The organism is Streptomyces sp. A18 (assembly GCF_059026065.1).
This window is the reverse complement of record NZ_JBWLKL010000009.1, coordinates 216,385-229,919: the sequence shown is the minus strand read 5'-3', so window position 1 is coordinate 229,919 and position 13,535 is coordinate 216,385. Positions and strand designations below refer to the sequence as shown.

The following is a 13,535-nucleotide window of genomic DNA, read 5'->3' as shown; positions in this document are numbered from 1 at the left end:
GCCGCGAAGCGGGCGGCACAGGCCTGAACCGCCCCCGGCCGCAAGGCCTAGCGCACGCTCGGGGTGCGCTTACGCCGACGTACAGAACCCCCGTGACCACGGCCCCCGGCGACAGGCCGGCGCCCGTCCAGCTGAATCCAGATCCGCACCTCCGTGCCGCCCAGCACGGACCGCCCGATACGGACATCGCCACCGGTGGACTCCGCCAGCTGCCGCACGATGTCAAGCCCCAGGCCAGTGGACCCATCGGCCCCCGATCCCGCGCCCCGCGCCAACGCGGCCTCAGGATCGGCGATCCCCGCTCCCGCGTCCGACACCAGAACAATCACCGCGTCCTCGCCGCTGTGCACGTCCACCGCGAACGCCGCCCCCTCCCGCGTGTGCCGGAAGACGTTGCCGAGCAACGCGTCCAGGGAGGCGACCAGTTCGGGGCGCGCCACCGGGATCCACACCGGCCGTTCCACTCCCGCGACCCGCACCTCACGCCCCTCGTCCTCCGCGAGCGCCGACCAGAACGCCATGCGCTCCTGGATCACCTCGGACGCGTCGCAGCCCGCGCCGGGGCCGACGTTGACGGTCTGCGGCTTGGCGTCGCGGGCGGTGCGGATGATCGTATCGACCTCGCGCTCCAGTTTCTCCACCGCGATACGGGTCTGCTCGGCCGCCGGGCCGTCCCCCAGGGACGCCGCGTTGAGCCGAAGGACCGTCAGCGGAGTGCGCAGGCGGTGCGACAGGTCCGCCGCCAGCTCCCGCTCGTTCGCGAGGAGTTGGACCACCTGGTCCGCCATGGAGTTGAACGCCACCGCCGCCAGGCGCAGTTCGGTCGGCCCCTCCTCCGGGACCCGCGCGCCCAGCGTTCCCTCCCCGAGGGACCGCGCCGCGCCCACGAGCCGCTTGGCGGGCTGGACCATGCGGACGCCCAGGCGGTCCGCCACCGCCACGGACCCGATGATCAGCGCGACGCCGACCCCGGCGAGCACCAGCCACGCCGTGGTCACGCCGTTGCTCACCGCGCCCTCGGGCACGAAGATCTCGACCACGGCGATCTGGCCGGAGCTCAGCGCCGTCGGCTGGAGCAGCGCGAAGCCGCCCTCGACCGTCGCCGTGCGCGCGCGGCCCTCCTTGCGTGTGGTCTCCACCGCGTGCGCGTCCGCCCGCCGGTCGCCGATCTCCAGGGCGGGTGCCCGGTCGATGGGCGGCACATACACGGCCATCCGGCCCTCGCCGCCCGCCTCGGACGTGGCGACGGCCCGCGTCAGCTGGTCGCGGTCGGTGGTGATGGAGAGCGTGGGGCCCATGCCGGCGGCGTGCCGCTCGGCGTTCGAGAAGGCGCGGTCCCGGGCCATCTCCTGGATGACGAGCCCGAGCGGAACCGCGAAGGCCACCACGACCATCGTCGTGACGGCCAGGCACACCTTGACGAGTGCCCACCTCACAGCGGTGGCTCCAGCTTGACGCCGACACCCCGCAGCGTGTGCAGATAGCGCGGGCTCGCGGCGGTTTCGCCCAGTTTCCTGCGCAGCCACGACAGATGTACGTCGATGGTCTGGTCGTCCCCATAGCTCTGCTGCCACACCTCGGCGAGCAGTTCCTTGCGCGGTACGACGACGCCGGGGCGCCCGGCGAGGAAGGCAAGGAGGTCGAACTCGCGCCGGGTCAGGTCCAGCCGCGCCCCGTCCAGTTCCGCCTGGCGGCGCAGCGGATCGATGGCTAGCCCCCCGACCCGTATCTCCCTGCTCGGCGGTGCCTCGCCCGCCGTGACGCGCGAGCGGCGCAGGACCGCGGCCATCCGGGCCGAGAGGTGCTCGACGGAGAAGGGCTTGGTCAGGTAGTCGTCGGCGCCGTCGTTCAGGAGCCTGACGATCTCGGTCTCGTCGTCACGCGCGGTGGCGATGATCACGGGTACGTCGGTGATCCCTCGCAGCATCTTCAGCGCCTCGGAACCGTCGAGATCGGGCAGACCGAGGTCGAGGATCACCACGTCGAAACGGAAATGGGCCACCTCGCGCAGCGCCTCCAGGGCGGTGCCGACGCTGCGCACGGTGTGCGATGCCTCGGTCAGATGCCGGATGAGTGCGGAGCGTACGAACTGGTCATCCTCGACGACGAGCACACTTGCCATGGGCGGCACCGTACGCCATATGAGTGACCCCGGTCCTCCCGGGAGACGGGGGACACCGGCGGCTCCGGTGGTGCAGTATGGCTCGCGATGCGCAGAGGACTCATACACGCGATAGCTTGGTCGCTGGCCACCGGCGCGGCGGTCACGCTCTCCTGGTGGGGTGTCCACACGGTCATGGCGGGCACCGCCTACGACCCGCCGCGTGCCGTCCCGCTGGCCGCCGACGGCGACCGCGCCGAGCCGCTCTCGTCCTCCACGCACCGCCCGGATCCGACGCCGACCCCTTCACCGTCGAAGTCGAAGAAGCCGTCGAAATCGGCGAAACCCCCCGAGAGCAAGCCGTCCAGGACGAGGACGAGCAAACCGAGCACCCCCTCCACGCCCGCCCCCACACCCGGCAACGTGAAGAGCTACTCCACCAAGGGCGGCCGGGTGGTCTTCGACCTCGGCAAGGACTCCGCGACGCTGGTCTCGGCGACCCCGGCGGCGGGCTGGTCGGTGCAGGTGTGGAAGCAGGACACCTGGATCCGGGTGGAGTTCACGGCGGGCGCCGACAAGGTCTCGGTGTTCTGCACGTGGCACGACCACGCCCCGGCTGTCGACATCAACGAGTACTGACCGGGCCGGCGACGCTTCAGCGGAACACCGAAGGCGGCGGCGCCGGCGACGCCACCGCGCTCGCGTCCGTGACCGCCACCGCTCCCCCGCTGAAGTCGACGAGCGCCCTGCCGTGCTCGACCCGCGCCGGATGCGAGTCCCCCGCGCTGCGCCGGGTCAGCTCGGCGACGGGCAGCGGCACGTCCGATGCGACGAGCACCGCGTTGCCGAAGCGCTTGCCGCGCAGCACCGCCGGGTCGGCGATGAGCGCGAGCTCCGGGAAGAGGGCGGCGGCGGTGGCGAGCTGGCCGCGCAGATGCGCGAGCGGCGGCCCGTCGGCGAGGTTCGCCGCATAGAGCCCGCCGGGCTTCAGGACCCTGCGTACGTCGCCGAGGAACTCGGAGCTGGTGAGGTGCGCGGGGGTGCGGGCGCCGCTGAAGACGTCGGCTATGACGAGGTCGGCCCAGCCGTCCGCGATCTTCGCGAGCCCTTCGCGGGCGTCCGTACCGCGCACCCGGACGCGCGCCTGCGGGTCCAACGGCAGCTCGCGGCGCACCAGTTGGATGAGCGTCGTGTCGCGCTCGATGACCTGCTGGGTGGAACGGGGGCGGGTGGCGGCTATGTACCGGGCGAGGGTGAAGGCGCCGCCGCCGAGGTGCAGGGCCTGGATCGGCTTGCCCGCCGGGGCGACCAGGTCGGCGACGTGGCCGAGCCTGCGCTGGTACTCGAAGTCGAGATACGCGGGGTCGTCGAGGTCGACGTGGGACTGCGGGGCACCGTCCACGAGCAGCGTCCACGCGCGCGGCCTGTCCCGGTCGGGCATCAGCTCGGCAAGTCCGCCGTCCACCTTCTCGACGACGGCTTGTGCCTCTTCCCGGGATCGCCTGTTCCGTGCCATCGGACCATTATCGGCGTACGCGGACGGCGCGGCTCGATGACCTTGGAGCACCGCCGTCCACCGGCTCCACCGCGGGCTCAGCGGCAGTTGTCGGCGGCCTCGATCGTGCGGGCCGCCTGGCCGAGCGCAGCGCGCAGAACGGCGGGGTCGGTGACCGGATCGGTCTCGTCGGGCGGCAGCAGCCAGCCGGTCCCCGCGACCGGGGGCGGCGGGGGAACGGGCTCCGGCTCGGCGGGCAGGCGCAGGCCGCGGCCGAAGGTCTGCGTACAGGCGCTGCCCGGCAGGTCCCAGGCGTCGGCGGTGCCGGACGGGACCAGGAAGCCGAGGGTGTCGCAGCCCCCGTCGTGCAGGACGGGGCCGACGGCGTCGCCCGCCCCGCGGCGCAGGATGTCGACCGCCTCCAGGCCCTGGCGGGCCGGGACGGTGACGAGATCGCAGCAGTCGGGGGGTTCGGTGGCCTCGGCGGGCCGGACGCCCTGCTGTGGTGGTGCGCTGCGGTCCTGGCTCGGCACGTGCCGTGCGGTGGTCGACGACGCCCGCGATTCACCGTTCTCCACGCTGATCTCCAACAAGGGGACCCCTCCTCGCAAGGACGGAAGCCGCGTCGCTCCCTCTCCTCATGGTTCAACGCGGCACGGCGTCAACAGCTACGGCGCAATGCCGCCGCAAAGGATGGCACTTCATGGCAGATCGTGGGTGAGATATCCGGTTTGTAGCCAAACTCTGCGTGCCGTCGCCGTCACAGCGGGTACGTTCGTGCTCCGCCGGAACAGGGGCAGCATCGCCGGATCCACAGGATCCGGCGCAACTCCGGCACGATCCGTACGAGAGGGTCAGGCCATGGCGTCGTCACCGATGGCATCGTCAACTCCGTCCCCACGACCGAATCTTCTCTTCCGGCATCTGCGCGGACAGCGCTCGCCGGGCGAGTTCGCCGCCGTGATCCGCCGGGCGGCTCGCGAGATCGGTGAGCGCGTCAGCTGCGACGCCCGTTACATCGGACGCGTCGAGGCGGGCGAGATCCGCTGCCCCAACTACGCGTACGAGCGGGTGTTCCTGCACATGTTCCCCGGCCGCACGCTGACGGACCTGGGGTTCGCGCCCCGCTCCGCGGTCCGCGGGCGGGGGGCGCGCGCCGAATCCCAAGCGCCCACATCACACACCACGATCCAGCTGTATGAGTCTTCTCCGTCCGGGCCCGACGGCCCCGAAACGCACGAGTGCGACCCGTACGAGATCCAGATCCATGAGGAGAGCGACGTGCGGCGTCGCGCATTCATGAGCGGTACGGCCACCGCGGCCGCCGCCTCTTTGGGACCCTTCGGGCTCGCCGCCCAGAACCCCGCACAAGCCACCGCCCAGCGCGGCGGCCGGGCGGGCGAGGCCGAGGTGAGCGCGGTCGAGGAAGCCGTACGGAAGATCCGGTTGCTCGACGACCGGCACGGCGCCGACGGCCTCTACCGCCGCGCCGCCGCCCCGCTGCGGACCGCCTACGCCCTGCTCGACGCCGGCACCACCCGCCAGTCCACGGCGGACAGGCTGCACGCGGGCGCCGGTGAACTGGCCATCTCCGTGGGCTGGTTGGCGCACGACTCGGGCCGCTTCGACGACGCGCGCTCGCACTACGCGGAGGCTCTCGCCACGGCCCGGATGGCCTCCGATCCGGCTCTGGAGGCACACGCCTTCTGCAATACGGCCTTCCTGGCCCGCGACGCCGGACGGCCCCGGGAGGCGGTGCGGGCGTCCCAGGCGGCGACGCGGGCCGCCCGGCACCTCGCCTCGCCGCGGCTGCTCTCGCTCCTGGCGCTGCGCGAGGCCGGGGGCTGGGCGGGGCTCGGCGACCGGGCGGGCTGCGAACAGTCGCTGACCCGCGCGCACGCCCTGTTCGACCGGGGCCCATCGGACGCCGACCCGGAGTGGATGACCTTCTACGGCCCCGCCGAGCTGGAGGGCCTGGAGGCACAGTGCTGGTCGGCGCTCGGCGACTGGGATCGGGCGGCCGGGCACGCGCGGCGCGCCGCGGGCGTGGCCTCGACGCAGACCCCGCAGTTCACCCGGAACATCGCCCTCTACACGGCGGAGCTCGCCGACGATCTGGCCCGCGCGGGCCGCCCGGACGAGGCGGCGACGGCGGGCCTGCGGGTGCTCGGGCTCCTGGACGAGGTGCAGTCGTCGCGCATCCAGTCGATGCTCGCCACGACGGCCCGGGTGCTGCTTCCGCACCGGCGGGCCTCGGGGGTGTGCGGCTTCCTGGAGCGGCACGCTTCCTTGCCGCGGGCCGTCTAGTGCTTGCCGCGGGCCGTCAAGTCCTTGCCGCGGGCCGCCTGGACAGCCGTACTTCCTGCGGCTGCTACGCCAGGTGCCCGGTGTCGTTCCACGACTCGACGGCCGGTTCGCCGTAGGCCCAGCCGAGGGTGGAGATCGAGGTCGGGTTGAGGCGGATGCGGGCGGCGAAGTCGACGCCGAGACCCAGCCAGCGCGCGCCGATGGACCGCAGGATGTGCCCGTGCGCGAAGACCATGACGTCGCGGTCGGCGCTGCGCGCCCAGGAGACCACCTCGTCCGCGCGGGCGGTGATCTGTTCCAGGGTCTCGCCCCGGGGGACGCCGTCGCGCCAGATGAACCAGCCGGGGCGTACGCCCTGGATCTCGGCCGGGGTCATGCCCTCGTAGGAGCCGTAGTCCCACTCCATGAGCGCGTCCCAGGTGGTGGCACGGTCCCCGAAGCCGGCGATCTCGCAGGTCTCCCGCGCGCGGGAGAGGGGGCTTGTGCGCACCTCCGCGTCCGGGAGGCCGTCGAAGGGGGCGCGGTGCAGGCGCTCGCCCAGGAGCTTCGCGCCGTCACGGCCCTCTTCGAGGAGCGGGACGTCCGTCCTGCCGGTGTGCTTCCCGGACAGGGACCACTCCGTCTGTCCATGTCGGGCCAGCAGGATGCGCGGTGCCATGTCGAGCCTTTCCGGGCCGACGGTCGTCGTCATCGGTCGCGACCATCAGCTGTCATAGAGCGAATTCTGTGGACAGAGAGCTGTCCGTACCTTCCATCATCACTCACGCACCAGGTCCCGATCACTGGTGCCCGCGAGGAGCAACCCGCTCGTCGATCTCTGCGTCTAAGACGACCGGGGACCGCGTCAGCGCGCTCTCGCGTACGCCGTAAAGTGAGGCGGCGGCGAACACCGCATGACCACAGATGGATGGGGGACCGACCGGATGCCGCAGACCGACGCTCCGGGCACCGGGGGCATCAGCGGGCTTCGGCTTCGCTGGTGGACGGAGCTGCCGCTGATCGTGCTGGTGTACGTCGCATACTCGGCGGGACGGCTGCTCGCGCGCGGCGACGTGTCCACCGCCGTCGATCACGGCATCGGCATACTCCGCGTCGAGAAGTTCCTGCGCCTCAACGCCGAGAACCCGCTGAACCGTCTCTTCACCGCCCACTCCTGGATAGGCGTGCCGGCCGACTTCTGGTACGCGTCGCTGCACTATCTGGTGACGCCCCTGATACTCGTCTGGCTCTTCCGCAGCCGCGCGGTCCACTATCGCGCCGCACGCGCGTGGCTGATGATCTCCACCCTGATCGGCCTGGTCGGCTTCACGCTCCTGCCGACCTGCCCGCCCCGCCTGCTGAGCGAGGGGCACGGCTTCGTCGACACCATGGCGCAGTACAGCGACTTCGGCTGGTGGGGCGGCGAGGCGAGTGCGCCGCGCGGGCTCGGCGGCATGACCAACCAGTACGCGGCGATGCCGAGCCTGCACGTGGGGTGGGCGCTGTGGTGCGGGGTGATCCTGTGGCGTCACGGGCGTTCGCCGCTGGCCAGGACCGCTGCGGTGGCCTATCCGCTGATCACCACGATCGTCGTGATGGGCACCGCGAACCACTACTTCCTCGACGCGGTCGCGGGCGCAGCGGTGATGGGCCTCGGGCTGCTGCTCGTCCGGCCCGTACTGCGGCTCGCGGACCGGGTGAAGGCGCGGATGGGGCTGCCGTTCGCGGTCGCAGGCCCCGCGTCGGGGGGCTTGGCGGGGGCGCACTCGGCGCCCGTCGCGGGCGCGCCGTCGGCCTCGTCCGCCCCAGAGTCCTCAATTGTCAGTGGCGGGTGCCAGACTTCGACAGGTGAGCGAATTCCCCGGCCGCGCAAGCGGCCTGCCGAGCCAGGCGCCGAGCCGAGTGCCCGCCCCGCCGAAGCGGGGGACAGCGCTAAGACAGCGGCTCGCTGAGCTGCGCGGCCCGGACGTCCCCGCTCAGCCGCTGGACGCCCGCGCGCTCGCGGCCCTCGCCGCCAATCCCGGCTGCCGGCGGCGCGCGCTGCTCGACGGCGCGGGGGTGGACAAGGCGACGCTTGCGCAGTCACTCGGCTCGCCCGCCTCCTTCGGGCAGTCGCAGTTCGCGTTCATGCGGGGCAACGCCTTCGAGGCGAAGGTCAAGGCGGACGGCGGCGCGGAGCTGCTGCGGCTCGCCCACGGCAGGATCGGGGGCGGCCCGGAGCCGGTTCCGGGAGAGTCGTCCGTCCCCGACCTCTCCGCGGTGGGACCCGAAGGCCGCGCGGCGCGCACCTCCCTCGCGCTGCGCGAGGCGACGTCGGCGGAGGGCTGGACCCTCCTGGACCACCCCATGCTGGCGCTCGACGTCGCCGGGACACCGGCCTTCCTCGAACCGGACGCGGTGGTGATCCATCCGGACGGCAGCTGGACGGTCGTCGAGATCAAGTCCTTCCCGATGATCGACGGTTCGGCGGACGCGGCGAAGGTGGGCGCGGCGGCCCGGCAGGCCGCGGTGTACGCCTTGGCGCTCGAGCGCGTGGCGTCGCACATGGACCCGGCGCCCCGGGTCCGCCATCACGTGCTCCTGGTCTGCCCCAAGGACTTCTCGAACCTGCCGACGGCGTCCGCGATCGACGTACGCAAACAACTCTCGGTGACGAAGCGCCAGCTGGCGCGCCTGACCCGCATCGAGGACATCGCGACGGAGCTTCCCGAGGGCACCACGTTCGACGTGACCCGCCCCGCCGCCGACCTGACGGCAGCGGTCGAATCGGTCCCGGCGACGTACGCCCCCGAGTGCCTGGCCGCCTGCGAACTGGCCTTCCACTGCCGCGGACGCTCCCGCGACGAGGGCGCGGTGACGGCGCTTGGTCGCGCGGTGCGGGGCGAGTTGGGTGGTCTGACGACGGTCGCCGGGGTCCTGTCGGCAGCGAACGGCACATCGGGTGACCCTGCGGATCCGGCGGTGGCGGCGCTTCGGCGGGCGGCGGCGCTGCGGGCGGCGGCGCTGTCCGGAGTGGGGGGTACGGGGTGCTGAGGCGCTGCGTTTTCGTGAGCTTTTCGGTGTCGGCTCGATGCAGGGTGATCGGGTGGGTGGGCGGGGAAGAACCGCCGCGAAGCGGCGGACCCGTAGCCCACACCCCGCAGGGAGGAACGACCCGGTGTCACTGATCGACAACCTCGCCCGCCTGGAGGCGGTAGCAACAGGCACCGCCCAGCCGAGAGCAACGGCAAGGCACCGCCACCTCTCCCAGCACCCCCTCGTCCTCGTCCCCCTCACCACAGCGGGCGAGGCGGGCGCACCGCTGGGCGCCCTCGTCGGGACCGAGCGGACCTCGCCCCGCGTGCTCGTCGTCCCGCAGCCCCGCGACCGCGACCTCCGCTTCACCTTCCTCACCCAACTCGCGGACACCGTCCTGGAGTACGTCGACTCGTTCGCGGACGACGTCGAAGCGGCGGAGCGCAGCGAGACGGACCCGGAGACCGGCAAGCGTGTCAAGGTGGAGGTCGAACTCTGCTCGGACGCCCCGCAGTTGATCGTCCCGAGCAGCGCCGGCATCGACTTCGTACGGCTCATCGGCCGCTCCACCCGCTTCCGCCGCACCGCCGAGCAGGACCCTCAGACCCCGTATCCCGCCCCGCCCCGCGTCCCGCTCCTCGGCCGCTGGCTGACGCACTTCGGGGAGCGGGCCCGCGTTCCGGGGTCCTCCCTCCTCGTCGCCATGACCGAACTGCTCTCCCGGCACTGGGCCACCGGACAGAGCAGCCTCGAGGACCAGCACCTGGGCGCCCTGCTCGCCTGGATCGAGGCCCCGGAAGGCACCTCCGGAGCCGAGGCCGCGCTCCGCGCCGAGCTGGCGCGGGACAAGGACGGCCAGCTGCTCTGCCCGCCCGCGGGCCCCGCCACGGACCCGGCGTTCGACAACCGCCTGCTCGCCCCGGCCATCGAGCGGTACGACCGCGCGCGGCACCCTCGCCACCGCCGAGGACGGCATCGAGGCGGACGCCCGCCTCGCCGAACTCGCCGCGGCCGAGCGGGAGATCCGCTCCCTGATCGAGAGCAGGACCCGCCCCACCTGGGACGCGGTGTGGCGCGGCCTGGACGCGCTGTGCACACTCCCCGAGGCCCCGCGCGCCGCCGACCGCTGGACGCGCGACCGCTGGTCGTTCACCGGCCACCGGGACCGCGTGGTGGCGGGCGAGCCCCCGCAGCCCCGCGTGGACGACGCGGTGACGGCGGCGAACAAACTCGCCACGCGCGAGCGCGAGCAGGCCAGGCTGGAGGCCCAGGAAGCGCTCGACGACCCGCTGGTGATGGCCGGCCGCCGGCTCGCGGGCGAGGCCTTCGTCGGTGAGGTGACCGAGGTGGTCATGGCGTACAGCGAGAGCAAGCGCCCGAGCCCCCGCCCCCTGGTCACCGTCCGCACGGACGACCACCCGCACCTGGCCGAGCGCGCGAAGGTGTACCGCTCGCTGCAGGGCAAGCCGCAGACGGCCGAGTTCGTGACGTACGAAGGTGAGGGAAGCGCCGTTTCCGTCGTCCTGCGCATCACCGACAAGATGGGGCGCGGCAAGGAGCCCGAGTCCGGCTCCGTGCCGGAGAAGGGCGACCGGATCTGCTGGACGCTCTTCGAGCACGAGCAGCGCGGCGGCCCCAAGCTCCCCGAACCCGAGGCGACTCCCTGGACCCACGGCGGTCCGCCGGGCGAGGGCGACGCCGCCGAGCGCCCTGACCCCGTGACGCCGGAGGACACCCTGTGAGTCCGACCGCCCCCTTCGACCGCGCCTCCTTCGACCCCGGCGCCGCGGCGACCCGCGCCACGGACGCGATCCTGTACGACACGCTGGACGGCGCGCACCGCGGTGTCGTCGTCGACTCGCCGCCCGGCGCCGGAAAGTCGACCCTCGTGGTCCGCGCGGCCCGCGAACTGGCCGCCGCCGGCCGCCCGTTGATGGTGATCGCGCAGACGAACGCGCAGGTCGACGACCTGGTCCTGCGCCTCGCCGAGAAGGACCCCGAGCTGCCGGTGGGCCGCCTGCACAGCAGCGACCCGGACGCGTACGACAAGGCCCTGGACGACCTGCCCTTCGTCCGTACGTCGACGAAGGCCGCCGACCTCGCAGGACTCGACGTCGTGGTGTCGACGGCGGCGAAGTGGGCGCACGTCGAGGCCACCAAGCTCGACGCGCCCTGGCCGCACGCCATCGTGGACGAGGCGTACCAAATGCGCTCGGACGCGCTGCTCGCCGTGGCCGGGCTCTTCGAGCGTGCCCTGTTCGTCGGCGACCCCGGCCAGCTCGACCCGTTCTCGATCGTGGGCGCCGAGCAGTGGGCCGGCCTCGCGTACGACCCGTCGGCGAGCGCGGTCACGACGCTGCTCGCGCACAACCCCGAACTGCCCCAGCACCGCCTGCCGGTGTCCTGGCGGCTCCCGGCGTCGGCGGCCCCGCTGGTGTCGGCCGCGTTCTATCCGTACACGCCTTTCCGCAGCGGCACGGACCACGGCGACAGACGGCTCGACTTCGGGGTGCCGTCCGACGGTTCGGGTCCGGACCGGGTGATCGACGAGGCGGCGGAGTCGGGCTGGGGCCTGCTCGAACTGCCCGCGCGGAACACCCCGCGCACGGACCCGGAGGCCGTACGCGCGGTGGCCCAGGTCGTTGGGCGGCTCCTGGACCGCGGCGGCGCGGCCACCTCTGAGCGCGGCCCGGACCCCACGCCCCTGACGGCCGAGCGCATCGCCGTGGGGACCGCCCACCGCGACCAGGCGGCGGCGGTGCGCGCGGCCCTCGCGGAGCTCGGCGTCACGGACGTCACGGTCGACACCGCGAACCGGCTGCAGGGCCGCGAGTTCGACGTGACGGTGGTCCTGCATCCGCTCTCCGGGCGCCCGGACGCCACCGCGTTCCACCTGGAGACGGGCCGCCTGTGCGTCCTGGCGTCCCGCCATCGCCACGCCTGCATCGTGATCTGCCGCGCGGGCGTCAGCGAGCTGCTCGACGACCACCCGTCCACGGAACCGGTCCAGCTGGGTGTCACGGTGAAGTTCCCCGACGGCTGGGAGGCGAACCACGCGGTCCTCGCCCGCCTCGCGGGACACCGGGTGGTGTGGCGGCCCTGACCACCACTCCCCCACCTCCTGGGCAGGCGATCAGCCCGGCGCCGCGCCACCCGCCGGACGGAGTCCGGCACGCCGCCGGAGGCGGCCAAAGAAAACAGCCCCGACGGCTGGGAGGCGAACCACGCGGTCCTCGCCCGCCTCGCGGAACACCGGGTGGTGTGGCGGCCCTAGGCCGCGAGGGACCGGGAACGCGAGGCTCACGGCCCCCTTGCGCAGCAAGGGAGAATGGAAGACGGCCCCACGGCCGGACACGTACGAGGAGGAAGAACCATGGCGGAGCCCGAGCGGTCCCGGACCGAGCAGCGTCTGCGACCCGCGCCCTTGCTCTTCGAGCCCGCGGAGGCCGTCGCCGACCCGGAGCACTTCTTCGACCTGGAGTCGATGGAGGACCCTCGGGAGCTGCTGGCACGAGCCACCGAGCTGACCCACGCCTTCCGTGCCGCGACGGACCGGGCGGTCGAGTTCCAGGCGATCGCGGCCGCCCAGCTCGCCGACCCCCGGCGGTTCGACCGGCTGACGCCCGCCGTGATCGCCGAGCGCGCGCAATGGACCGAGGACTACGCGAAGAAGATGGTCGAGTTCGGCCGGGATCTGCTGCGCGGGACCGGTGCGGGCGGCGGCGGTCCGGAGGCCTGAGCCCCCGAAGCGAGCCCTCGAAGCGGGCCCCCACAGCCCTCCAGGCCCCGGAGAGAAGATCATGGGGCATATGCCATGAGGGCAAGGTACTCCCTCCCACCCCTTGTTGTCCGGATTTCTGACAACTCTCAGAAATGGAACGCTCACCACCGGTAGATGTAGTTGCCATGAGCAGCACGCGCCTTCACCCGGAGCCCGCCCCCACCGACATCCAAAACAGCCAGGACATCTCGGACGTCACTACCGACGGAGTCGCCTGGCTCGCCTCTGCGGAAACGTATCCGCGCAGCGCCCTCGCCCACTGGCGCAGCCGCCCCACCGCCCCGGCCGTCCTCCCCTGCGGCTCCGTCTTCGACGTGGTGAGCGTCCCGGCGGTCTTCGGCCGGCGGATGCTCGACCGCTTATGGGACGAAGGCCCCGGCTCGGGCCCGGTCGCCGCGCACCGCGGCCGCATGCTGCTCTTCGCCGCCCCGGGAACCGCCCAGCGACTGCCCTCGCTGCTGGAGTGGGAGGAGTGGGGCAGCGCCGTTCCGGGCGTGCTCTGCCACGGCACCGGGGACGCCGTGACCGTGCCGCCGATGGCCCAGGAACACCGGGAGACTCCGGCACCCGGCCGCCGCGAAGGGCGCCTCGAATCGCGCTGGCTGGTGGCCCCCGATGCCCGGCATCCCTGGCTTCCAGGGCCCGAGGTGGTGCTCTGGGCCTGCGTCCGCGCGGCCCGTGCGGCGGCAGGCTCCGCGGTCCGTATATCGATTTTTCCTGGCGGCGATCAGAGTGCTAAGGTCTACGACGTCAGCAGGCGCCGTTAGCTCAGTTGGTTAGAGCAGCTGACTCTTAATCAGCGGGTCCGGGGTTCGAGTCCCTGACGGCGCACAGACAGCGAAGGCCCTCCGTTCACG

Annotated in this window: 12 protein-coding genes, 1 tRNA gene and 1 pseudogene; 9 read left to right on the top strand and 5 right to left on the bottom strand. The window is 72.8% G+C overall.

Translation table 11 applies throughout. From position 1 onward, the window contains the following. Positions 1 to 47: 47 nt before the first annotated feature. Both AC5P1C_RS17685 and AC5P1C_RS17680 read right to left on the bottom strand, forming a co-directional pair. Positions 48 to 1,436, bottom strand: a complete 1,389-nt coding sequence (locus AC5P1C_RS17685) for a sensor histidine kinase (protein WP_493866786.1) — start codon at positions 1,434 to 1,436, stop codon at positions 48 to 50. After that, positions 1,433 to 2,122 (bottom strand): response regulator transcription factor, encoded by a 690-nt coding sequence (locus AC5P1C_RS17680; protein ID WP_493866785.1) that lies wholly within the window; start codon positions 2,120 to 2,122, stop codon positions 1,433 to 1,435. The genes AC5P1C_RS17685 and AC5P1C_RS17680 overlap by 4 nt, the downstream gene beginning before the upstream one ends. Before the next feature lie 87 nt (positions 2,123 to 2,209). Between AC5P1C_RS17680 and AC5P1C_RS17675 the strand changes: the two genes are divergently transcribed. Continuing rightward, complete coding sequence (locus AC5P1C_RS17675) at positions 2,210 to 2,740, top strand: hypothetical protein (protein ID WP_493866784.1); 531 nt, start codon at positions 2,210 to 2,212, stop codon at positions 2,738 to 2,740. 16 nt (positions 2,741 to 2,756) lie between these two features. On the opposite strand, the gene AC5P1C_RS17670 is transcribed toward AC5P1C_RS17675, so the two are convergent. Both AC5P1C_RS17670 and AC5P1C_RS17665 read right to left on the bottom strand, forming a co-directional pair. After that, the gene (locus AC5P1C_RS17670; protein WP_493866783.1) at positions 2,757 to 3,617 is read right to left on the bottom strand and encodes a spermidine synthase; all 861 of its coding nucleotides are present in this window, start codon (positions 3,615 to 3,617) and stop codon (positions 2,757 to 2,759) included. A gap of 77 nt (positions 3,618 to 3,694) precedes the next feature. Further along, a complete protein-coding gene (locus AC5P1C_RS17665) occupies positions 3,695 to 4,189 on the bottom strand; it encodes a hypothetical protein (RefSeq protein ID WP_493866782.1) in 495 nt (164 codons plus the stop codon). A gap of 268 nt (positions 4,190 to 4,457) precedes the next feature. Between AC5P1C_RS17665 and AC5P1C_RS17660 the strand changes: the two genes are divergently transcribed. Beyond that, positions 4,458 to 5,903: an NsdA family TPR-like regulatory protein gene (locus AC5P1C_RS17660; RefSeq protein WP_493866781.1), complete on the top strand. Its 1,446-nt coding sequence runs from the start codon at positions 4,458 to 4,460 to the stop codon at positions 5,901 to 5,903. Between the two features lie 64 nt (positions 5,904 to 5,967). On the opposite strand, the gene AC5P1C_RS17655 is transcribed toward AC5P1C_RS17660, so the two are convergent. Further along, positions 5,968 to 6,561 carry a histidine phosphatase family protein gene (locus AC5P1C_RS17655; RefSeq protein WP_493866848.1) on the bottom strand — a complete coding sequence of 198 codons (594 nt, stop codon included), beginning with the start codon at positions 6,559 to 6,561 and terminating at the stop codon, positions 5,968 to 5,970. Positions 6,562 to 6,826: 265 nt separating this feature from the next. Here AC5P1C_RS17655 and AC5P1C_RS17650 point away from each other — a divergent pair, with 265 nt between their 5' ends. The 7 genes and pseudogenes from AC5P1C_RS17650 (at position 6,827) to AC5P1C_RS17620 (ending at position 13,509) form a co-directional block, all read left to right on the top strand. Then, entirely contained in the window at positions 6,827 to 7,834 is a 1,008-nt protein-coding gene (locus tag AC5P1C_RS17650; protein WP_493866847.1) for a phosphatase PAP2 family protein, read from the top strand. Next, on the top strand, positions 7,785 to 8,915 hold the full coding sequence (locus AC5P1C_RS17645; protein ID WP_493866846.1) for a hypothetical protein: 1,131 nt from the start codon (positions 7,785 to 7,787) through the stop codon (positions 8,913 to 8,915). Before AC5P1C_RS17650 ends, AC5P1C_RS17645 begins: the two co-directional genes overlap by 50 nt. A 124-nt stretch (positions 8,916 to 9,039) precedes the next feature. Further along, a pseudogene (locus AC5P1C_RS17640) lies at positions 9,040 to 10,639 on the top strand (hypothetical protein). Beyond that, a complete protein-coding gene (locus AC5P1C_RS17635; RefSeq protein ID WP_493866780.1) occupies positions 10,636 to 12,000 on the top strand; it encodes an AAA domain-containing protein in 1,365 nt (454 codons plus the stop codon). Before AC5P1C_RS17640 ends, AC5P1C_RS17635 begins: the two are co-directional and overlap by 4 nt. Before the next feature lie 270 nt (positions 12,001 to 12,270). Further along, positions 12,271 to 12,636 carry a DUF8844 domain-containing protein gene (locus AC5P1C_RS17630; RefSeq protein ID WP_493866779.1) on the top strand — a complete coding sequence of 122 codons (366 nt, stop codon included), beginning with the start codon at positions 12,271 to 12,273 and terminating at the stop codon, positions 12,634 to 12,636. A 167-nt stretch (positions 12,637 to 12,803) separates the two neighbouring features. Beyond that, a complete protein-coding gene (locus AC5P1C_RS17625; protein ID WP_493866778.1) occupies positions 12,804 to 13,445 on the top strand; it encodes a bifunctional DNA primase/polymerase in 642 nt (213 codons plus the stop codon). Then, positions 13,436 to 13,509: transfer RNA gene (locus tag AC5P1C_RS17620), tRNA-Lys, on the top strand. Before AC5P1C_RS17625 ends, AC5P1C_RS17620 begins: the two co-directional genes overlap by 10 nt. The last annotated feature ends 26 nt before the right edge of the window (positions 13,510 to 13,535 follow it).